Annotated in this window: 20 protein-coding genes and 1 pseudogene; 8 read left to right on the top strand and 13 right to left on the bottom strand. The window is 72.5% G+C overall.

The window, feature by feature from the left end:
• Nucleotides 1-85: 85 nt before the first annotated feature.
• A complete protein-coding gene (locus tag ACFZB3_RS22845) occupies nucleotides 86-1114 on the top strand; it encodes a sulfotransferase (RefSeq protein WP_391377740.1) in 1029 nt (342 codons plus the stop codon).
• A gap of 6 nt (nucleotides 1115-1120) precedes the next feature.
• Here the strand turns inward: ACFZB3_RS22845 and ACFZB3_RS22840 are convergent, their stop codons facing one another.
• The 4 genes from ACFZB3_RS22840 to ACFZB3_RS22825 all read right to left on the bottom strand — a co-directional run bounded on the left by ACFZB3_RS22840 (nucleotide 1121) and on the right by ACFZB3_RS22825 (nucleotide 3191).
• Nucleotides 1121-1504, bottom strand: coding sequence for an NUDIX domain-containing protein (locus ACFZB3_RS22840; RefSeq protein WP_391377738.1), 384 nt, complete (start codon nucleotides 1502-1504; stop codon nucleotides 1121-1123).
• A gap of 90 nt (nucleotides 1505-1594) precedes the next feature.
• A complete protein-coding gene (locus ACFZB3_RS22835) occupies nucleotides 1595-2227 on the bottom strand; it encodes a DUF1345 domain-containing protein (RefSeq protein ID WP_391377736.1) in 633 nt (210 codons plus the stop codon).
• Nucleotides 2228-2233: 6 nt separating this feature from the next.
• Complete coding sequence (locus ACFZB3_RS22830) at nucleotides 2234-2614, bottom strand: MazG-like family protein (RefSeq protein WP_391377734.1); 381 nt, start codon at nucleotides 2612-2614, stop codon at nucleotides 2234-2236.
• 31 nt (nucleotides 2615-2645) lie between these two features.
• A complete protein-coding gene (locus tag ACFZB3_RS22825) occupies nucleotides 2646-3191 on the bottom strand; it encodes a DoxX family membrane protein (RefSeq protein WP_391377865.1) in 546 nt (181 codons plus the stop codon).
• Between the two features lie 133 nt (nucleotides 3192-3324).
• Here ACFZB3_RS22825 and ACFZB3_RS22820 point away from each other — a divergent pair, with 133 nt between their 5' ends.
• Together ACFZB3_RS22820 and ACFZB3_RS22815 are read left to right on the top strand one after the other, a co-directional pair.
• Nucleotides 3325-3651 (top strand): nuclear transport factor 2 family protein, encoded by a 327-nt coding sequence (locus ACFZB3_RS22820; RefSeq protein WP_391377732.1) that lies wholly within the window; start codon nucleotides 3325-3327, stop codon nucleotides 3649-3651.
• A gap of 56 nt (nucleotides 3652-3707) precedes the next feature.
• Complete coding sequence (locus ACFZB3_RS22815) at nucleotides 3708-4694, top strand: aldo/keto reductase (protein ID WP_391377730.1); 987 nt, start codon at nucleotides 3708-3710, stop codon at nucleotides 4692-4694.
• A 148-nt stretch (nucleotides 4695-4842) separates the two neighbouring features.
• On the opposite strand, the pseudogene ACFZB3_RS22810 reads toward ACFZB3_RS22815, so the two are convergent.
• Nucleotides 4843-5529 (bottom strand): annotated as a pseudogene (locus ACFZB3_RS22810) (ABC transporter ATP-binding protein); the annotation flags it as partial.
• A 91-nt stretch (nucleotides 5530-5620) separates the two neighbouring features.
• Nucleotides 5621-7087, bottom strand: coding sequence for an ABC transporter permease (locus ACFZB3_RS22805; RefSeq protein WP_391377727.1), 1467 nt, complete (start codon nucleotides 7085-7087; stop codon nucleotides 5621-5623).
• A 199-nt stretch (nucleotides 7088-7286) separates the two neighbouring features.
• Between ACFZB3_RS22805 and ACFZB3_RS22800 the strand changes: the two genes are divergently transcribed.
• Entirely contained in the window at nucleotides 7287-8507 is a 1221-nt protein-coding gene (locus ACFZB3_RS22800) for a serine hydrolase (protein ID WP_391377725.1), read from the top strand.
• A gap of 239 nt (nucleotides 8508-8746) precedes the next feature.
• Here ACFZB3_RS22800 and ACFZB3_RS22795 read toward each other — a convergent pair whose 3' ends face one another.
• Together ACFZB3_RS22795 and ACFZB3_RS22790 are read right to left on the bottom strand one after the other, a co-directional pair.
• Entirely contained in the window at nucleotides 8747-9505 is a 759-nt protein-coding gene (locus ACFZB3_RS22795) for an SDR family NAD(P)-dependent oxidoreductase (protein ID WP_391377723.1), read from the bottom strand.
• 127 nt (nucleotides 9506-9632) lie between these two features.
• Nucleotides 9633-10631, bottom strand: coding sequence for a Gfo/Idh/MocA family oxidoreductase (locus tag ACFZB3_RS22790; protein ID WP_391377720.1), 999 nt, complete (start codon nucleotides 10629-10631; stop codon nucleotides 9633-9635).
• A 125-nt stretch (nucleotides 10632-10756) separates the two neighbouring features.
• On the opposite strand from ACFZB3_RS22790, the gene ACFZB3_RS22785 reads away from it, so the two are divergent.
• The 4 genes from ACFZB3_RS22785 to ACFZB3_RS22770 all read left to right on the top strand — a co-directional run bounded on the left by ACFZB3_RS22785 (nucleotide 10757) and on the right by ACFZB3_RS22770 (nucleotide 15037).
• Nucleotides 10757-12088 carry a Bcr/CflA family efflux MFS transporter gene (locus ACFZB3_RS22785; protein WP_391377718.1) on the top strand — a complete coding sequence of 444 codons (1332 nt, stop codon included), beginning with the start codon at nucleotides 10757-10759 and terminating at the stop codon, nucleotides 12086-12088.
• Nucleotides 12028-13221, top strand: a complete 1194-nt coding sequence (locus ACFZB3_RS22780) for a serine hydrolase (RefSeq protein ID WP_391377716.1) — start codon at nucleotides 12028-12030, stop codon at nucleotides 13219-13221. Before ACFZB3_RS22785 ends, ACFZB3_RS22780 begins: the two co-directional genes overlap by 61 nt.
• On the top strand, nucleotides 13218-14222 hold the full coding sequence (locus ACFZB3_RS22775) for a small ribosomal subunit Rsm22 family protein (protein WP_391377714.1): 1005 nt from the start codon (nucleotides 13218-13220) through the stop codon (nucleotides 14220-14222). Before ACFZB3_RS22780 ends, ACFZB3_RS22775 begins: the two co-directional genes overlap by 4 nt.
• An 80-nt stretch (nucleotides 14223-14302) precedes the next feature.
• Nucleotides 14303-15037, top strand: a complete 735-nt coding sequence (locus tag ACFZB3_RS22770; RefSeq protein ID WP_391377712.1) for a bifunctional DNA primase/polymerase — start codon at nucleotides 14303-14305, stop codon at nucleotides 15035-15037.
• 102 nt (nucleotides 15038-15139) lie between these two features.
• Here the strand turns inward: ACFZB3_RS22770 and ACFZB3_RS22765 are convergent, their stop codons facing one another.
• From ACFZB3_RS22765 to ACFZB3_RS22745, 5 genes are all read right to left on the bottom strand, one after another.
• Nucleotides 15140-16150, bottom strand: a complete 1011-nt coding sequence (locus ACFZB3_RS22765; RefSeq protein WP_391377710.1) for a hypothetical protein — start codon at nucleotides 16148-16150, stop codon at nucleotides 15140-15142.
• Nucleotides 16089-16982 carry an iron uptake transporter permease EfeU gene (gene efeU / locus ACFZB3_RS22760; RefSeq protein WP_391377708.1) on the bottom strand — a complete coding sequence of 298 codons (894 nt, stop codon included), beginning with the start codon at nucleotides 16980-16982 and terminating at the stop codon, nucleotides 16089-16091. The genes ACFZB3_RS22765 and efeU overlap by 62 nt, the downstream gene beginning before the upstream one ends.
• Before the next feature lie 3 nt (nucleotides 16983-16985).
• Nucleotides 16986-18230, bottom strand: coding sequence for an iron uptake transporter deferrochelatase/peroxidase subunit (efeB, locus tag ACFZB3_RS22755; RefSeq protein WP_391377706.1), 1245 nt, complete (start codon nucleotides 18228-18230; stop codon nucleotides 16986-16988).
• Nucleotides 18231-18239: 9 nt separating this feature from the next.
• Nucleotides 18240-19376, bottom strand: a complete 1137-nt coding sequence (gene efeO / locus ACFZB3_RS22750; RefSeq protein WP_391377704.1) for an iron uptake system protein EfeO — start codon at nucleotides 19374-19376, stop codon at nucleotides 18240-18242.
• A 162-nt stretch (nucleotides 19377-19538) separates the two neighbouring features.
• Nucleotides 19539-20360, bottom strand: coding sequence for a heme ABC transporter ATP-binding protein (locus ACFZB3_RS22745; RefSeq protein ID WP_391377701.1), 822 nt, complete (start codon nucleotides 20358-20360; stop codon nucleotides 19539-19541).
• Nucleotides 20361-20537 lie beyond the last annotated feature (177 nt).

Raw genomic sequence — 20537 nt, 5'->3', positions numbered from 1 at the left:
CGCCGTGACGGCCGGACTGGCAGAGTGGGACGGCACACACGGTGAACGGGTCCCCGGGGACCGGCGGACCACGCGGAGGGTGACCATGCGTTCCTTGACCTTCGTCATCGGTACGGGACGCAGCGGCTCGACCGCGCTGTCGCGCATCCTCAACGCCCACCCGGACGTACTGAGCCTCAACGAGTTCATGGCCTCGGTGGGCGACGCAGCCTTCCCGGAAGGAAGGGTGACCGGCGCGCAGTTCTGGCAGACGCTCGTCCGGCCCGCCCCGCACTTCGAGCGGATGATCCGCAGCGGTCTGCCGCTGCCCGAGTTCCTCTACACCCGCCGCCCCGGCAGATACACGACGCAGACCACCGGTATCCCCGCGCTCTCCCTGATGGTGCTGCCCCACCTCTCGGACGAGCCGGACGGCCTTCTCGACGAAGTGGGCGCAGCGGTGGCCCGGTGGCCCGAGCGGACCGCCGCCGAGCACCACCGGGCACTGTTCGACCTGCTGTGCGCGCGGTTCGGACGGACCGCCGTCGTGGAGCGGTCCGGCTACTCGACCGGCTGGGCGCCGGGGCTGCGGGCCGCGTTCCCGCATGCGAGGTTCGTGCACATGTTCCGGGACGGACCGGACTGCGCCCTGTCCATGAGCCGCCATCCCGGTTACCGCACGATCTCCCTGCTGCGCGAGATCAAGGCACGCGCCGGTATCGACAGCTTCGCCGACCTGACCGAGGAGCACGTGCGCGCCCTGCCCGCGGACCTGGCTCCGCTGCTCGGCGAACGCTTCGATCCCGCCCTCGTACGCGACCGGGACATCCCCCTGCGGACGTTCGGCACCCTGTGGTCCGAACTCGTCACCGAAGGCACCCGGTTCCTTGCCCGGCTGCCCGCCGACCGGCGCAGCACGCTCTCCTACGAGAACCTGCTCGACCGTCCTGCCGAAGAGCTGACCCGCCTGGCCGAGTTCATCGGCGTCGCCCCACTGCCGCACTGGCTGCACACCGCGTCCGCACTGCTCGACCACAGCCGACGCGGTTCCGCCCGCAGACTGCCGGTGGCCGAACTCGCCGAACTGAGCGAGAGCTGCGCGCCGGGCACCCGCGTTCTGGAGGCGGTCCGCTGATCACCGCTAGACGGGTGTATGGCCCTCCAGGTAGACACGGACGGGTTCGGGGAGCCCGGCACCGAGGGCTTCCGGGACCGGGATCCAGCGGAGTTGTTCCGGGGGGAGCTGTGTCTCCGAGTCGGACGGGGTCTCGGTCAGCAGCCGGCACACCACGAACGAGCGTGGGCCGGACGGATCCGTACCCGCCGGTCCCAGCGGTGTCGAGCCGTCGACGAGGTAACCGGTGAGTTCGTACACCACGCGTGCCGCGGCGGCCGCCGCCGATTCGGCTTGCCCGGAAGTGCCGGAGGGCAGTTCCCAGCCGTCCCGCACGTTCACCATCAGCAGGCGTCCGTCGTACACGACGACCGCGTCCACCAGGTCTCCGGCGGTCTGCTCCGACGCCATGGCCCACCCGTCCCTTCCCGCTTCTGTCGACGGCCCGGTCGGCCGCGCCAGCCCGGTCCATCCTTTCCTGCCCGGGCCCGCCCGACACCGTCAGCCGGTGACGATTCCCACGACGAGGTTGATGGCGGTGGCGAGGATGCCGGTGCCGAAGACGTAGGAGAGCAGTGTGTGCCGGAGTACGATCGCGCGGATCGTCGAGCTCGAGACGTCGGTGTCGGAGACCTGGTAGGTCATGCCGAGGTTGTAGCTGAAGTAGAAGAAGTCCCGGTACGCCGGTGGGTCGTCCGAGTTGAAGTCGATGCCGTCCGCTGACTCGTAGTACAGGTAGGCGTAGCGGGCGGCGTACATGAGGTGCAGCGCGGCCCAGGCCGTGAAGACGCCGCACAGGGCGGTCGCGGCCGCGGCGTGGCCGGGGTCGGGCTTGCCGCGCACGAGCAGCAGCACGATGGCGGCGAGTCCGCACAGCGCGGCCGCGACCACCACGAGTTCGTCGGTCACGGGCCGGAAGTCCTCGCGCCGCGCGTTGCGGTGGGTGGCGGTGGCATCCATCGGCCACAGCACCGCCCAGCCCGCCACGACGAAGCAGAGTTCCGTGGTGGCGATCGCGGCCAGCGCCCCCAGTGCTCCGTCGACGGCCACCGCGACGGCCATGCCGACCACGGCTCCGGCGATCGCCGCGCCGGTGAGGCGGGGTACGGCGTCCAGCGGCAACGGGATCTTCATGCGTCGTCACGGTAGTCCCGGCGGCGTGTCCACGCCTCCGCTCGCTCCACGGCTGCCCAGCGACCGCGCCGTCACCCTCGCCAGATGCCCCGCGAACACCCCCTCCGCGTCCGGCGTCAGCGTCCGCAGCGCCACCAGTGCCGTGATCACCACGTCGCACAGCTCCCCCTGTACGTCCTCCCAGGTGTGGGTGACGCCCTTGCGGGGGTTCTGGCCGGTCGCCCCGATCACCGCCTGGGCGACCTCGCCGACCTCCTCCGTGAGCTTGAGCATGCGCAGGACGAGGCCGGTGTCGCCGCCGTGCGCACGGTTGGCGTCCAGCCAGGTCCAGAGGTCGTCGATGGCGGCCCACAGGTCGGGCGTGGGCGGTGTCCGCTGTTCCGTCATGGCCCGTAGCCTGCCCCGCCCGCGCTGACGGTCACCCCTCGAACAGCGCCTCCTGCTCGCCCTCCTTCGCCCGCCGCACCCGCCGGTTCCGGGCGCCGATCACCACCGCCGTCACCGTCGCCGTCACGCCCAGCGCGGCCGGGACCATCCAGCCCCGGTCGAAGACATGCCCGAACACGTGGTCCAGGGAGAGCCGGCCGGGGCCCGCGACGGCCAGGCCCGAGGCGGCCAGGCCCAGGCTCGCCGCGTACTCGTAGCCGCGCTCCGCGGCGAAGAAGCCGTTCGGCCGGTGCAGGGCGGTCGCGCCCGCCATCGCGCCGGCCGCCGCGGCGCCCGCCGCCGGGGTCGCGAGGCCCAGCGCCAGCAGCGTTCCGCCGCCCGCCTCCGCGAGCCCCGCCGCCAGCGCGCTCTGCCTGCCCGGCGCGTAACCGACCGACTCCATGAACCGGCCCGTGCCCTCGATGCCGCCTCCGCCGAACCAGCCGAACAGCTTCTGCGTGCCGTGCGCGGCCAGCACCCCGCCGGTGCCCAGCCGGAGCAGCAGCAGGCCCACGTCACGTCGGTCGTAGCAGGTCACGGGAGCTCCCATCGGCGGCAGCGGATCGCGGGGTTCCACCGTCCCACCCGGCACACCCGGTCGGCCCGTCCGCGCGGCCGTTCGGGTGGCGGGCGGGTGGCGGGCCGCCGGGACCGGTGTGACGCTGACTGACATGACGATCAAGACAGCCAAGCTCAGCGACCCGGCCGTCCGGGCCTTCGTCACCGCCGTCAACGCCAGCGACCGCGACCGCCTCGTGGAACTCCTCACCCCGGACGCGACCATGGCGGACGACGGCTCCGACCGGAACCTCGACGACTGGATCGACCGGGAGATCTTCTCCTCCAACGGCCACATCGACGTCGACAACGAGTCCAACGGCGGCCGCTCCCTGCTCGCCCACTACCGCAACGACACCTGGGGCGAGATGGTCACCCGCTGGGACTTCACGGTCGAGGACGACGGCCGCATCTCCCGCTTCGAGACCGGGCAGGCGTAGGACCGGCCCGCAAGTCCCTTGTCTTCGGGTGCGCTCCAACTCCTACCGTCTCCTGCATGGAAACCGACAGCACCACCAGGACCCTGGGCCGTTCCGGCATCCGTGTCAGCGCGCTCGGCTTCGGCTGCTGGGCCATCGGCGGTGAGTGGCAGGACGCCACCGGGCAGCCGCTCGGCTGGGGGAAGGTCGACGACGAGGAGTCCGTACGGGCCGTGCACCGCGCCCTCGACCTCGGCGTCACCTTCTTCGACACCGCCGACACCTACGGCGCCGGCCACAGCGAGCGCGTCCTCGGCCGCGCCCTCGGCAGCCGCCGGGACGAGGTCGTCGTCGCCACCAAGTGGGGCAACGTCTTCGACGAGGAGACCCGCACCCTCACCGGTCAGGACGACTCCCCGGCCCACGTCCGCCGCGCCCTGACCGCCTCGCTGCGCCGCCTCGGCACCGACCACGTCGACCTTTACCAGCTCCACCTCTCCGACGCCGACCCGGCCCGCGCCGCCGAACTCCGGGACGTCTGCGAGGAACTGGTCGGCGAGGGGCTGATCCGGGCCTACGGCTGGAGCACCGACGACCCGGCCCGCGCCGCCGTCTTCGCCGAGGGCCCGCACTGCGCGGCCGTACAGCACACCCTCAACGTGCTGCAGGACGCCCCGCAACTCCTCGCACTGGCCGAGAAGCTGGAGCTCGCGAGCATCAACCGCAGCCCGCTCGCGATGGGGTTGCTCGGCGGGCGGCGGGCGGGAGCCGCGGCGGGCGACATCCGCAGCAGGCCGCCGGCCTGGCTGCCCGGGTTCGGGGACGGCGACGGCGCCGATCCCGCCTGGGTCGGGCGGATCGAGGCCCTGCGCGAGATCCTGACCAGCGACGGGCGGACCCTCGCCCAGGGCGCCCTCGGCTGGATCTGGGCCCGCAGCCCGCGCACGGTCCCGATCCCCGGCTTCCGGTCCGTCGCCCAGGCCGAGCAGAACGCCGGCGCGATCGCGAAGGGGCCGCTCACCGCCGGGCAGCTGGCCGAGATCGACCGGCTCCTCGGGCGGTGAGCGGCCCCGCGCCGCTCACCCGCGGCGGTCAGTAACCCTGGCCGCCGCCGTACTGCTGCTGCACGTACGGCTGCTGGCCGTACGCCTGGGGCTCGCCGTACGCCGCGGCCTGCCGACCGCCGGGTCCGGCCGCGGCCTGCTGCGCGTACCGCTGTCCGCCGCCCTGCTCGGTGAGGGTGATCTGGCCGGCCTTGATGGTGGCCAGGCGCGGGGCGCGGCGGGCGATGGAGGAGTCGTGGGTGACCATGATGAAGGTCAGCCCGTACTCGTGCCACAGGCCTTCGAGGAGGGCCATGATGTCGTCGCGGGTGCCCTCGTCGAGGTTGCCGGTCGGCTCGTCGGCGAGCAGCACCTTCGGCTTCTTCACCAGCGCGCGGGCGATCGCGACGCGCTGCTGCTGGCCGCCGGACAGCTCCGAGGGGGCGTGCCCGAGGCGCTCGCCGAGGCCCACCGAGCGCAGCGCCTCCGCCGCGCGCTCCCGGCGCTCGGCCGGCTTGATGCCGAGCGGGACGAGTGCGGTCTCGACGTTCTCCTGGGCGGTGAGCGTCGGGATCAGGTTGAACGACTGGAAGATGATGCCGATCTTCTCGGCGCGCAGCCGGGTCAGCTTGGTCTCGCTGACCCGGGCGAGGTCGACGTCGTCGAGCAGGACGCTGCCCTCGGTCGGGCGGTCCAGGCCGCCGATCATCTGGAGCAGGGTCGACTTGCCGCCGCCGGTCGGGCCCTGGATGACGAGCTGGTCGCCGTCCTCGATGGTCAGGTCGACGCCGCGCAGCGCCTCGACCGTCTCCTTGCCCCGCGTGTAGCGCTTGGTGACTCCGGTGAGTCTGTACATGGGTTCTCCACTGGGTGCTTGCGGTGAGGGGGTGGGGGCGCCGCGTCCCGGGGGGAGTGGAAGCGGCGCCCCGGCTCGGAGGGGCGGGGTGCTACGCGACGCTGCGCAGGGCGTCGGCCGGGCGCATCCGGGAGGCGCGCCAGCCGCCCATCGCGCCGGCGATCAGACCGCCGGTGACCGCGAGGCCGACCGCGAGGGCGATGGTGGTCAGGGAGACGGGCGCGGACAGCGCGATCTCCAGGGTGTTCTGGGAGGCCTGCTGGCCGGGGCCGCCGCCACCGCCCGGGCCGCCGGCACCGCCACCGCCGGTGCTGCCCAGCTGGGCGGTGAGCTTCGGGCTGATCGCGGTGACCGCGTAGGCCGCGCCGACGCCGAGGGCGATGCCGAGGGCGCCGCCGATCAGGCCGTTGACCATGGACTCGCCGACGACCTGGCGGGTCACGTTGCGCGAGGGCCAGCCGAGCGCCTTCAGGGTGCCGAACTCGCGCACCCGGCGGGACACCGCGGACGAGGTCAGCAGGGCCGCCACCAGGAAGGCCGCCGCGAGGACCGCGATGGACAGCCACTTGCCGACGCTGGTCGCCAGGCTGGAGGCGGTGGAGAGGGAACCGGAGACGGTGGACGCCAGGTCGGCGGAGGTGGTGACCGTCGTACCGGAGATGTTGGCGGTGATCTCCTTCTTCACGGTGGAGATCTGCTTGGAGTCGGTCGCCTTGACGTAGATCGTGGTGACCTGGTTCTTGGCGTCGCCGAGGGTCTGCGCGACCTTCAGCGGGACGAAGACGTCGGTGTCGGACTCGCTGCTGTCCGGGGTGGCGATGCCGATGACCGTGAACTTGGTGCTGGAGATCTTGAAGGTCGAGCCGACCTTGTACTTCTTCTCCTTGGCGTACGACTTGCTGACCACCGCGACCTTCGAGCCGGTCTGCGCGGTGGTGAAGGTCTTGCCCGAGGTGACCTTCATGGTGGAGAGCGGGCCGAGGCCCTGGTGGGCCACGTCGACGCCGACCACGGAGTAGCTGTTGACGTTGAAGTTGGCGCCGCCGCCCTGGACCTGCGGCGCACCGCCCGAGCTGCTGCCGCTGCCGCCCGGCTGGCCCTGGCTGCTGCTGCTGTTGCTGCTGCCGGTGGTGCTCTTGGCCTTGCCCTGAGTGAAGGAGCCGTCGACCTTGGTGACGTTCAGGGAGAGCGCTCCGACCGCGCTCTCCACGCCCGTCTGGCCGGCGACCTTGGTGACCAGGGACGACTTCAGGGCCTGACCGCCCTGAGTCTGCACCCGGTCCGAACTCTGCGTGGAGCTGCTGCTGGACTTGGCGTCGAACTTGAAGTTCGGGCCGCCGGAGCTGCCCGAGGTCGGCGCGGTACGGGCCTTGGTGACCGTCATGTCGGTCCCGAGGCCGTACAGCGACTTGAGGACCTTGTCCTGCGCCTGGGTCATGCCGGCCGACACCGAGTTGACCGTGATGACCAGCGCGATACCGAGCGCCAGACCCAGAGCGATGACCAGGGCCGCCTTCTTTCTGCGGCCCAGCTCGCGCTTGAGATAGATGCCAAACATCCCGTTCCTCGAAGGTTCTTGGCGCCCGCTGTGGACGCGAGCTCAAGCTAGGGAGGAACCTTTGAGCAGCCCTGGGTAAAAGATGTGTCAGAGCTGAGAAACCGGGATGTCTTAGCGAACTTTCATAAGACAGCAAATTCATATGCCGGGAGGGGGTCCTCGCGGCAAAGCCCTGTTGGGTGCGGTGTACGGTCCCGGGATGCGCGATTCCTCTCGGCTGACCCGGCGTGCCGCCCTAGGACTGACGGCCGCCGCCCTTCCCGTGTCCGCGGCGGCTCCCGCCTCGGCCGCCACCGTCATCGGCGGCGAGCGGCTGGCCCGCGGCGGCATACAGGTGAGCGGCGCCACCGGCCTGCCGAAGAAGATCACCGCCCGTGCCTGGCTGCTCGCCGACTGCGACAGCGGTGAGGTCCTCGCCTCGTACAACGCGCACCGGCGGCTGGCGCCCGCCTCCACCCTGAAGATGCTGTTCGCGGACACCGTGCTGAAGAAGTTCGAGCGGACCGAGCGGTACAAGGTCAAGGACTCCGACGTCTCCGACGTCCCGTCGGGCTCCAGCCTGGTCGGCATCAAGCCCGGCCTCACCTACACCGTCGAGCAGCTGTGGCAGGGCGTCTTCCTGCGCTCCGGCAACGACGCCGTGCACGTCCTGTCCCACATGAACGGCGGGATCGCGAGGACCGTCGCCGAGATGCAGGCCAAGGCGGCCGACCTGCAGGCCCTCGACACCCATGTGGTCAGCCCCGACGGCTTCGACCACCCCGGCCAGCTCTCCTCGGCGTACGACCTGACCCTCTTCGCCCGGCACGGGCTGAAGGACGACGACTTCCGCGGCTACTGCGGGACGCGGACCGCGGACTTCCCGGCGGGCGGCAAGAAGACCTTCCAGATCCAGAACACCGACCGCCTGCTCACCGGCGCCTGGGGGCTCGACGTCTACAAGGGCCTGTTCGGCGTCAAGAACGGCTACACCAGTCACGCCGGCAACACCTTCACCGGCGGTGCCACCCGGGGCGGCCGCACCCTGCTGGTCACCGTGATGCACCCGGACCCCGCCACCAACGCCGTGTACGAGCAGACCGCCGCGCTGCTCGACTGGGGCTTCGGGAAGGGGAGTTCGGCGCAGCCGGTGGGGGCGCTGGTCGATCCGCTGAGCGAGGGCGGGGCGAGCGCGAGTCCGTCGCCGTCCCAGGGCAAGGGGGCCGCGGGGGCGGCCGGGACGGGGGCGGCCGGTTCGGGGTCGTCCGGACCGTCGCCGTGGCGGATCGCGGAGGGCGGGGCGCTGACGTTCGCGCTGCTGGGCGCGGGGGCGTGGGCGCTGCGCAGGCGACGGCGGACGGCCGGTGCCGCCGCCGGTCCCGCGACCGGTCCCGACTCGGGTGACACCCCGGACACCCCGGACGGCCCGACGGCCGGCTGACGTCACGCGGCAGCCGCCCCACCCACCGGTGCGTACCCGCGGTCCCACGCGGGTCCACCCCCACCCGGTCCGGTGGAACGGCTGCCGCCTCCCCCCTCGGTGTGGTCGGCGGAATGCCAGCGCCTCAACTGTGAAGTTCTGGTGGAGGAGAGTTGAGCATAGGCCCGTTACCGGCCGCAATACCGCGGACGTCGGCATTCCGCTTGTGCAGGTTGCCGATTGTCCGACTGAACGGCGGTTCAGCCCCGGCCCACGTACGGCATCGCCGTCGCCAGCACCGTCGCGAACTGCACGTTCGCCGCCAGCGGCAGCTCCGCCATGTGCCGCACGGTCCGCGCCACGTCCGCCACGTCCATCACCGGTTCCGGGGCGACCTCCCCGTTCGCCTGCAGCGCGCCGGTCTCCATCCGGGCCGTCATGTCCGTCGCCGCGTTGCCGATGTCGATCTGCCCGACGGCGATGCCGTACGGCCGCCCGTCCAGGGACAGGGACTTGGTCAGCCCCGTCAGCGCGTGCTTGGTCGCGGTGTAGGCGGCGGAGTGCGGGCGGGGCGTGTGCGCCGAGATGGAGCCGTTGTTGATGATCCGCCCGCCCTGCGGCTCCTGCTCCTTCATCTGCCGGAACGCCGCCTGCGCGCACAGGAACGCCCCGTTGAGGTTGGTGTCCACCACGTGCCGCCACGCCTCGTAGGGCAGGTCCTCCACGGCCACCCCGCCGGGGCCGAACGTGCCCGCGTTGTTGAACAGCAGGTCCACCCGCCCGAACCGGTCCACGGCCGCGGCGAACAGCGCGGTCACGTCGTCGGGTTGAGCGACGTCGGTGCGTACGGCGACGGAGGCGCCCCCGGGCGCCAGGGCCGCCGTCTCCTCCAGCCGCGCGAGGCGCCGTCCGGCGAGCGTCACCGACCAGCCGGTGCGCAGCAGTTCCACGGCCACCGCCCGGCCGACGCCGGAGCCGGCTCCGGTGACCACCGCGATCTTTGATTGCTTGTCATCCATGGAGCCGGAGCCTAAGTGCTCGCCGGGGAGGGCTGACGTAAGCGGGTCGTCGGTCGGGTGCGGCGTCGTGGGGGGCTGGTCGCGCAGTTCCCCACGCCCCTTACGGGCGCCTCAGTGCGGGGTGCTTTTATGCCTCGCCCGGGTAGCGGACGCCGATCTGTTCCCTGAGGGTGTCCAGGGTGCGCATGACCGCGAGGGTGCCGTCGAGGGGGACGAGGGGGGATTCCTTTTCGCCGGCGCGCAGGGCGCGCATGACCTCGCGGGCCTCGTGACGGAGGGTGTTGCGCGGGCCGTCGGCCGGGTCCATGGCGAACTCCTGCGGGTCGCGGCCGTCGCGGTGCAGGACGAAGCGTTCGGGGTGGAAGAAGCCGTCGGGGATGTCGATCCGGCCGCGCGAGCCGGTGATCGAGGCGCTGGTGCCGGTGCCGCCGACGATGGAGCAGTGCACCATGGCGAGAGCGCCGCTCTCCCAGGAGAGCAGCGCACCCGTCTGGAGATCGACGCCCTCCTCCGAGAGCATCGCTCGCGCCGACATCCCGTCCGGCTCGCCGAGCAGCAGGTGCGCGAAGGACACCGGGTACACGCCCAGGTCCAGGAGCGCGCCCCCGCCCAGCGCCGGGTCCCGCAGCCGGTGGGCCGGCGGGAACGGGCCCTCCAGGCCGAAGTCCGCCTGCACGGTCCGCACCTCGCCGATCGCCCCGTCCGCGACCAGCGCCGTCAGCCGTCGCACCAGCGGGTTGCAGTACGTCCACATCGCCTCCATCAGGAAGCGGTCGTGCTCCTTCGCCAGCGCGACGAGTTCCGCGGCCTCGCGCCCGTTGACCGTGAACGCCTTCTCGCACAGCACGTTCCGCCCCGCCTCCAGGCACAGCCCGGCGGCCGCCCGGTGCGCCGAGTGCGGAGTGGCGACGTACACGACATCGATGTCCTCGTCCCGGGCCAGCGACTCCCAGTCGCCGTACGCCCGGCCGATCCCGAACCGCTCGGCGAACGCCTCGGCCGACTCCGCCGACCGCGAGGCCACCGCCGTGATCTCCGCGTCCGGCAGATCCACCAGGTCCGCCGCGAACGCGGCCGCGATCCCGCCCGTCGCCAGGATCCCCCACCGCACGCTCTGCTCACCCATCCCGGCCGCCCGCCCTCACTCATGTGTTTCCCGGCAGTCTGTACGAGCTGAGAGCATATGCGGGGGCCGTCGGGATGCACCAAGAGCGGACCCGACCGCGAGACCTTGACGACGACGGGGGACACATGCCCGAGCAGCCGGCGCCGCCGACACCGGACGCCCAGGACACCGCCGTACCGGCACCGCGCGGCCCGGCCGGCCCCGCCGCCCCGGCCACCGCCGCCACCCGCCGCGCCGGCCTTCTCCTCGTCCTGGTCCTCGGCGGGCTCACCGCGACGCCCCCGCTGGCCATGGACATGTACCTCCCGTCCCTGCCGGAGGTCACCCGCTCGCTCGGCGCCCCCGCCGCGACCGTCCAGCTCACCCTCACCGCCTGCCTCGCCGGCATGGCCCTCGGCCAGCTGGTCGTCGGCCCGATGAGCGACCGCTGGGGGCGCCGCCGCCCGCTGCTGGCCGGCCTCGCCGTCTACGTCGTCGCCACCGCCCTGTGCGCCGTCGCGCCGGACGTGGAGACCCTGGTCGCCTTCCGGCTCGCCCAGGGCCTCGCGGGCGCGGCCGGCATCGTCATCGCGCGGGCCGTCGTACGCGACCTCTACGACGGGGTCGCCATGGCCCGGTTCTTCTCCACCCTGATGCTGGTCTCCGGCGTCGCCCCGGTCGTCGCCCCGCTGATCGGCGGGCAGCTGCTGCGGGTGACGGACTGGCGGGGCGTCTTCGTCGTCCTCACCGTCGTCGGGGCGCTGCTCGCCGTGCTGGTGTGGGTGCGGCTCCCGGAGACCCTGCCGCCGGCCGACCGGCACGCCGGGGGAGCGGCCGGGGCCGTCCGCGCCATGCGCACGCTCATCGCCGACCTGCCCTTCACCGGGTACATGCTCGCGGGCGGCTTCGCCTTCGCGGCCCTCTTCGCCTACATAGCCGCGTCCCCGTTCGTCATCCAGGAGATCTACGGCGCCTCCCCGCAGACCTTCTCCCTCCTGTTCGGCCTCAACTCGGTCGGGCTGGTGATCGCCGGGCAGGTCAACGGGAAGGTGCTGGTCGGCCGGGTCAGCCTGGACCGGGTGCTGGGCGCCGGCCTGGTCGTGACCGTGCTCGCCGCGACCGCCCTGCTCCTCATGTCGGCCGGGGCCCTCGGCCCGGTCGGCCTCGCCCCGGTCGCCGCCGCCCTCTTCGTCCTGATGTCCGCGATGGGCTTCACCCTGCCCAACGCCCAGTCCCTCGCCCTGCTGCGCACCAGGAACGCCGCCGGTTCCGCGTCCGCGCTGCTCGGGACCTCGTCGTTCCTCGTCGGCGCGGTCGCCTCGCCGCTGGTCGGGATCGCCGGGGACAGAACCGCCGTGCCCATGGCAATCGTCCAACTGGCGGGGGCACTGGTGGCACTGGCCTGCTTCGTGGGAATGTGCCGTCCCTGGGCAGCACGTGGGAACACCCGTGCGAGGACGGAGGGAGCAGGGAGCTGAGCGTACCGAGACTGCGCGTCGAGACACCGGAACGGGCCGGTCTCGACCCCGCGGAACTCAGGCACCTCGTCCGCGAAGTGCACGACCTCACCACCGGCGAGCGGCCCTGGGCGGCCGGGGCCGTGGTGGTCGCCGGACGCGGCCCCGTGATCGCCGTGCAGGAGGCGTCCGGCTGGGCCGTGCGCTGGTCCGCGTACGACCCCGCGACCGACGCCGGTGTCGAACTGCTGCCCGCCGCCCGGGTCCCGACGACCGTCAACACCCCGTTCGACGTCGCCTCCCTCACCAAACTGTTCACCGCGGTCGCCGCCGTGCAGCAGCTGGAGCGCGGCACCCTCGGCATAGACGCCCGCGTCGGCGCCTACCTCCCCGACTTCCACGGGGCCGCCGCGCACGGCATCACCGTCCGCCAGCTCCTCACCCACACCTCCGGCCTGCGCCCCGAACTCCCGCTCTACGACTGCCCCGACGACACGGCCCGCCTCGACCTGCTCCGCGCGGAGGCCCCGAGCAGCGCACCCGGCGCCTACCGCTACTCCGACCTCAACCTGCTCCTCCTCCAGCACGTCCTGGAACGGATCACCGGCCGCCCCCTCGACGTCCTGGTCCGCGACGGCATCACCCGTCCGCTCGGCATGACCGCCACCGACTTCGGGCCCTGCCCCGGGGCGGCGGCCACCGAGGACCAGCGGCGGCCGTGGGCCAAGGCGGACCGGGGGATGCTGCGGGGCGTCGTGCACGACGAGAACGCCTGGGCGCTGGGCGGGGTGGCCGGGCACGCCGGTCTCTTCTCCACCGGCCGGGACCTGGCGATCTTCTGCCGGGCCCTGCTCGCGGGCGGCGCGTACGGCCCGGCCCGCATCCTCGGCCCCGACTTCGTGGACCTGCTGCTGGCCCCGCCCGGCCTGGGCTTCCTGGTGGACCAGCCGTGGTTCATGGGCGAGCTGGCGGGACAGGGTGCGGCCGGCCACACCGGGTTCACCGGGACCAGCCTGGTGCTGGACCGGGCGACGGACACGTTCCTCGTCCTGCTGGCCAACACCGTGCATCCGCGCCGCCGCCCCGGCGACAGCGCACCCCGGGCGGCGGCGGCGACCCGCCTCGCCAGGGCTGTCCATACAATCGCCGGGTGAACCACCCCACCCACCCCACCCATCCCGGCCGGCCGGCCGACCGGCTCCGCGCCGCCCTCTCCGACCTGCTCGACGGCCTGCCCCCGAAGCAGGCCGCCGGAGCCGTCGAGCGGCTGATCGCCAGCTACCGCGGGGCCACCCCGACCGACGCGCCGATCCTGCGGGACCGGGCGGACGTGGTGGCGTACGCGGCGTACCGGATGCCGGCCACCTTCGAGGCGGTCCGGTCCGCGCTGGCGGCGTTCGCCGACGCGGTGCCGGAGGGGTGGGCGCCGGGCAGCCACGTGGACGTCGGCGGCGGGACCGGCGCGGCGACCTGGGCGGTGACCGACACCTGGGAGGGCGCCCGGCCGGTGACGGTCCTCGACTGGGCCGAGCCGGCGCTGGCCCTCGGCCGGGAGATCGCCGCGGCCAACCCGGCGCTGCGGGACGCGAAGTGGCAGCGCTCCCGGATCGGAGCGGCGCTCACCATCGAGAGCACTGATCTCGTCACGGTCTCGTACGTCCTCAACGAACTCGACGAGGCCGGCCGCGCCGCCCTCGTCGACGCCGCCGCGGCCGCCGCGCAGGCCGTCGTCATCGTCGAGGCCGGCACGCCCGCCGGCTACGCCCGGATCATCGAGGCCCGCGACCGCCTGACCGGCGCCGGCTTCCACGTCGCCGCCCCCTGCCCGCACAGCGCCGCCTGCCCGATCGCCCCCGGCACGGACTGGTGCCACTTCTCGGCCCGGGTCAGCCGCTCCTCCCTGCACCGCCAGGTCAAGGGCGGCTCGCTGCCCTACGAGGACGAGAAGTTCAGCTACGTGGCCGCCAGCCGCTTCCCGCCCGCCCCGGCCCCGGCCCGGGTGGTCCGCCGCCCCCAGATCCGCAAGGGCCAGGTCCTGCTCGACCTGTGCGAGGCCGACGAGCAGCTGCGCCGGACCACGGTCACCAAGCGCCACGGCGACCTGTACAAGGCGGCCCGGGACGCGGACTGGGGGGACCCGTGGCCGGCCGGGTGACACAGCTCTCGTACCCCCCGCTTCACACCCAGACGGGACCATAAGGCATCCTGGCCGGACCACAGGAGGCGAGGCGATAGATGAGCGCGACGTTCGGTGGCCCGAGCGGCCGGCAGGGCAGACTCTCCCAGTGGCTCCGCGGCCGCCGCCCGAAGCAGACGGCCGCCGCCGGCGACGGAGCGCGCACGGCCCTGCTGCTCGCCGCCGCCGAGGCGGGCCTCCCGCTGGCCCCCGCCGCGCATCCCGCCCCCGGCTACGGCTGCTCCTGCGACCGCGTCGGCTGTCCCACCCCGGCCCGGCACCCGGTGTCGTTCGCGTGGCAGACGCAGTCCACCACCGACCGCGCCCAGATCGAGCGCTGGGCCCGGCACCAGCCGCAGGCCAACTTCATCACCGCGACCGGCATGACCCACGACGTCCTCGACGTCCCCCTGGAGGCCGGCCGGCAGGCGCTGGAACGGCTGCTCGCGAACGGCGTCGAGGTCGGCCCGGTCGCCGGGAGCGACGACGGCCGCCTGCTCTTCTTCACCCTCACCCGCGGCACCCCCGAGGACGAGGACGAGTGGTGGCCCTGCGAGCTGGACTGCCGCCCCGAGACCATGGACGAGCACCCGGGCCTGCGCTGGCACTGCCGGGGCTCCTACGTCCTCGTCCCGCCCGCCCGGCTGCCCGGCGGCGACGGCGACCGGCGGGTGCACTGGGTACGCGGCCCCGAGCATCCGCTCCCCGATCCGCTGAGCCTGCTGGAGATCCTCACGGACGCGTGCGCGCGGTATGCGGGCGAGGAGGCCGACCAGGTGGGCGCGGTCTGGTAGACGCGCCCTGGGAAGCGCCGGGTCGTCGGTCGGCTGCGGCGCCGTGGGGGCTGGTCGCGCAGTTCCTCGCGCCCCTTGCAGGGGCGCTGTCCGGGGCGTTGCTCAGGAACCCTCTGCCGAGGTCAGGCCCTGGATGCGGCCCAGGATCGTGACCTTTCCGGTGCCCGCCGGGTCCAGGGCGAGCTGGTTGGAGACGAACTGCATCGTCAGTGACTGCTTGATCTCGCCCTTGGTGAGGGCCTTGACGCTCAGGTTCGGGGTCGGCACGGAGGCGCCCGCGGCCGCCGTCTCCTTGGCGTAGTAGCGGGTGGTGAAGAACACCGCCGCCCCGCCGTCGGCGGTGCGCAGCGCGAGCGGCGCGTAGTCGCCGTTGGTGAGCGGCTCGTCGATGTACTGGGTGGCCAGGCCCGGCTTGGTGGACTTCTTGCGGTCGGCGCGCCAGCCGCTGGTGTTCGGGCCGTCCGCGAAGACGGTGCCGCCGCTCTTCAGGTACGTGGCGTAGTCCCGGCTCAGGGCGCCGGGGGAGACGGCGAGCTGGGCGCTGCTCGCCGGTACGTCCTCGGCCCAGCCGTCCTTGTCGGTGGTGAACTTCGGTACGTCGTCCTGCGCGACCAGCGTCAGGTACGCCACCTGGAACGGCTGGGAGAGGCTGTTGCGGGTGAAGACCAGCAGCCAGCGTTCGTCGCCGCCCTTGTTGGCGCCCGCGTCGGCGACGAACCAGCGCGGCCAGCCGGCCTTCTTCGGGATGGTGTACGTGACGTCGTCGAACTCCAGCGCCGAGTGGGCGGAGTTGCCGGCCGGGCTGTTGACGTGCCCGGCCTTCAGGCGCGCGGAGTCGATGTCGGCGAGGGCGCCGGTCGTGTAGTCCGCGTCCAGGGAGCCGTCGTAGGCCTTGTCGGCCTTGTTGTAGGCGTCCGTGAACTGCCGGAGCGCCTTGGCGGCCTCGGCGCGGGTGGTGGTGGGGAGCACCTCGCGCTCCCCGTGCACCACCACGCAACCGCTCGCCGTCAGCGACATGGCGGCCAGCGAGACCGCTATGAGCGCGTTCCGATCACGCCTGCGGAGTCTGCGGAGCCGTCGCGGGCCGCGACCCTTGGTCGTCAGGTGCGTCATCAGGTGCCTTCACCTTCCCCTTCCCGGAGCCGAACCCTACCGGGGCCAGGAAGAGCGCGAGTGTCGGGACCAGGTACAGCAGCCACACCGTGACCTGGAGCACGGTCGGGTCCGGCTGGAAGTTGAACACGCCCTTCAGCAGCGTCCCGTACCAGCTGTCCGGGGGGACGGTGCCGCTGATGTCGAAGGCCTGGTTCGTCAGGCCCGGGATCCAGTCGGCCTCCTGGAGGTCGTGGAATCCGTACGCCAGCACGCCCGCCGCGACCACGACCAGCATGCCGCCGGTCCAGGTGAAGAACTTCGCGAGGTTGATCCGCAGGGCGCCCCGGTAGAACAGCCAGCCGAGGAACACGGCGCTGGCCAGGCCGAGCGCCACGCCGATCAGGGGGCGCGGGGTGCCGTCGCTGGCCGCGTGCACGGAGGCCCACACGAACAGCGCGGTCTCCAGGCCCTCCCGGCCCACGGCGAGAAAGGCGGTGGCGACCAGTGCGCCGGTGCCCATCGCGAGGGCCGCGTCCAGCTTGCCGTGCAGCTCCGCCTTGAGGTGCCGGGCGGTGCGCCGCATCCAGAACACCATCCAGGTCACCAGGCCCACCGCGACGACGGACAGGGACCCGCCGAGCGCCTCCTGCGCCTCGAACGTCAGCTCCTGGGAACCGAATTCGAGCGCGCACCCGAAGCCCATGGCGATCAGTACCGCCACCGCGATGCCGATCCAGATCGGCTTCAGGGCGTCCGTGCGGCCGGTCTTGACCAGGTAGGCGATGAGGATGCAGACGACGAGCGACGCCTCAAGGCCTTCGCGCAGACCGATCAGGTAGTTGGAGAACACGGATCACGCCCCCTTGGCGGACTCGGAGAACAGCGTCCGGCCCCACCAGTCGTCCTTGTCCCGGACGCCGGGCGGGACCGCGAAGACCGCCGAACCCACGTGCTGGATGTACTCGTTGAGCGCGTCGGACGCCGACAGCCTGCGCTGGAGCGGGACGAACCCCTTGCCGACGTCACGCATGTAGGCCAGGAAGAACAGGCCGGCGTCGAGCCGTCCGAGCCCGTCCGTCCCGTCGGTGAAGGAATATCCACGGCGGAGGATGGTGATCCCTCCGTTGGAGTCGGGGTGCGCGAGCCGCACATGGGCATCGGGCTTCATCGCCTTGAGGAACGGCTCGTCGTGCTCCTTGGCCTTGCCGACCGGGGCGCCCTCGCCCTTGTCCCGCCCGAAGACGTCCTCCTGCTCCTGGAGCGAGGTCCGGTCCCAGGTCTCGATGTTCATGCGGATCCGCCGGGCGACGAGATACGACCCGCCGCTCATCCACCCCGGCCCGTCCCCGTCTCCGACCCACACGAACTTCTTCAGCCGGTCGGTCTCGGTCCCCGCGATGTTGCGGGTGCCGTCCTTGAACCCCATGAGGTTGCGGGGGGTCTGGGCGTCCGGGGTCGTGGACGAGGTCTTCCCGAAGCCGAGCTGGGACCAGCGGATGGCGACCTTGCCGAAGCCGATCCGGGCGAGGTTGCGGATGGCGTGCACGGCGACCTGCGGATCGTCGGCGCAGGCCTGGATGCAGAGGTCACCCCCGGTACGGGTCGCGTCGAGGTTGTCCCCGGGGAACTTCGGCAGGTCGACGAGCGCGGCGGGCCGTCGGTCCTTCAGGCCGAACCGCTCGAAGAAGGACGGCCCGAAGCCGATCGTCAGCGTCAGCCGGGACGGCTTGAGCCCGAGGGCCTCGCCGGTGTCGTCCGGGGGCGCCTCGGCGAGCCCGCCGTACGCGCCCTCGCCGACGGCCCTGCCCTCGGTCATCCGCCGGGCCGCGGCCGTCCAGTCCTTCAGCAACTGCTCGAACTCGGCCCGGTCGTCGGTCTTCACGTCGAACGCGGCGAAGTGCAGCCGGTCCTGGACGGGGGTGGCGATACCGGCCTGCTGGGCGCCGTGGAACGGGACGGCCGTGGTGGTGGGTTCGACGTCGCCGCCGCCGGACTCGGCCGCGGCCACCGCGCCCCCGGCCACGGCGGCGCCGAGCGCGAGCCCGGCCCCGCCCCAGCCGATGACCGCCCGACGCGACGGATTCGCTGTGTCACTCATGCCCCGCCCCTACTTGACCACGGCCGCGGCGAGCTTGGACAGCGGCTCCGCGAGGGCGTTGACCGCGTCGGACAGCTCCTTCTGCTGGGCCTTGGTGACCTTGTCGTACGACACGAAACCGTCCGAGGTGGAGGTCGTGCGGTACTTGTCGAGCAGCGTGTCCAGCGCGGCGAACTGCTTGTCCAGTTCCGTGGTGAGCGCCGCGTCGTTCTTCTGCGCGACCGGCTTGAGCAGCTCGTACGCCTTCTGCGCGCCCTCGACGTTGGCCTTGAAGTCGCTCAGGTCGGTGTGCGAGTAGCGGTCCTCCTCGCCGGTGACCTTGCCGGTGGCGACCTCGTCGAGGAGTTCCTTGGCGCCGTTGGCCATGGAGGTCGGGGTGATCTCGGCCTTGCCGACCCGCTTCTGCCAGTCCTTCAGGTCGGTGACCAGCTCGGCGGCGAGGGTCTTCTGTTCGGCGCCGATCTTCTTGTCCTGCCACAGCGCCTTCTCCAGCGCGTGCCAGCCGGTCCACTTCTGCCCCTCCTCCAGACCGTCGGCACGGGTGTCGGTCTTCGGGTCGATGTCACCGAAGGACTCGGCGATCGGCTCGGTGCGCTCCCAGCCGACGCGGGAGGGGGCGTAGGCCTTCTTGGCGGCCTCCAGGTCGCCGGCCTCGATGGCGGCGGCGAACGTCTCCACCTTCGGGATCGTCGCGTCGGCCTGTTCCTGGGCGTACTCGCGGTAGTCGGCGACGGCCTTGTCGAGCGTCGGGTTGCGCTTGGCGACGGCGCCGGAGCCGGTGACGGTCAGCTTCTGCCGCACGCCGCGCCCCTTCATCCCCGGCCGGCAGGCTATTTCGTACGATCCCGCCTTCACCTCGGCGGTGAGCGTGTACTTCGTGCCCGGTCCGATGTTCTCCTTCTCGGACACGATCCGGTCGTCCGGGAAGAGGATCTCGACCTCGGTGGCCTTGGATCCCGTGTTCTCGATGGCGAGCGTGACGTGTCCCGCGGGAACCGACTTCGTCGACGTCTCGCACTTGGCGTCGGCGGCGGTTACCCGGATGGCGTCGTCGCCCTTGGCGTCGCTCTTCGCCGTGCAGGCCGAGAGGGCGGTCAAGGCGGCCACGGTGGCGGCGGCGGTGACGGTGAGTCGGACGGCACGCATGCAGGCTCCAAGCGGGGACGGTGTGGTGAGGCTGGCCTAACTTACCTGAGGCTTACCTCACTCATACCCGTCCGGGTGCTGATTCACCGGCCACAGAAAGATCACAGACACGGCTTGATATCGACGGCTCAAAACGAACGTCAAGGGAATGCAAAGAACTGGTCAAGGGGTGCGCCTCGGTGCGACGACCGCAACTCCCGTCCGCGGGTGCGGAAACACCTCCACCGGCTGGTCGTAGACCTCCGACAGCAACCGCTCCTCGAACACCTCGGCGGGCGGGCCGTCGGCGGCGACGCGACCGGCATGCAGGATCGCGGCGCGGTGCGCGTAGGCGGCGGCGAGGGCGAGGTCGTGCAGCACCACGACCACCGCGTCACCGGCGCGGGCCCGCTCCCGGCAGAGCCGCAGCACCAGTTCCTGGTGCTTGAGGTCGAGGGCGGCGGTCGGCTCGTCGAGCAGCAGCAGCGGTGCGCGCTGCGCCAGCACCCGGGCGAGGGCGACCCGGGCCCGCTCGCCACCGCTGAGCGCGGAGAACGGCCGCGCGGCGAAGGGGGTCACCTCGGTGGCCGCCATCGCCTCGGCGACGGCGGCCTCGTCCTCGCCGGGAGGGGCACCGACATGCGGCGCCCGCCCCATCCGCACGACGTCCGCCACCGCGAACGGGAAGGACAGCCCGGCCGACTGCGGCAGCACGGCCCGCCGAAGGGCCAGTTCACCGGCCGACCACGCCGAGACGTCCCGCCCGAAGACCCGCACCGCTCCGGCGCCGGCCGCGACGTCCCCGGCGAGAGCGGCCAGCAGAGTGGACTTCCCGGCCCCGTTGGGCCCGACGAGAGCGAGCACCTCCCCGGCCCGGACAACGACATCGACACCGTCAAGAACGGCCCGCCCCCCGAGCCGGACACACAACTCCTCAGCCTCGGCAAGGATTTCACCGACACCCGGAGAAGGGGGAGGGACGTGACGCGGACGGACGAGTCTCATGGACGGGTATCTCCGATCAGCCGACTGAAATCGATCCGACACCGCCGCGCCGGGATGGCGGCGGGCGACGGCACGCCCCGCCGGGGGCGCGGGGAACTGCGCGCCCGGCCACGACGGCACCGCGCCCGGCGACGGACCGCCACCGCGAACGGCGGGACCGGCTCGGTGCCGTTGCGG

Origin of the sequence: Streptomyces sp. NPDC008092 (assembly GCF_042957285.1) — a bacterium.
GTDB lineage: Bacteria > Actinomycetota > Actinomycetes > Streptomycetales > Streptomycetaceae > Streptomyces.
The sequence above is the reverse complement of the archived record's forward strand: the minus strand, read 5'-3'. Positions and strand labels throughout refer to the sequence as shown.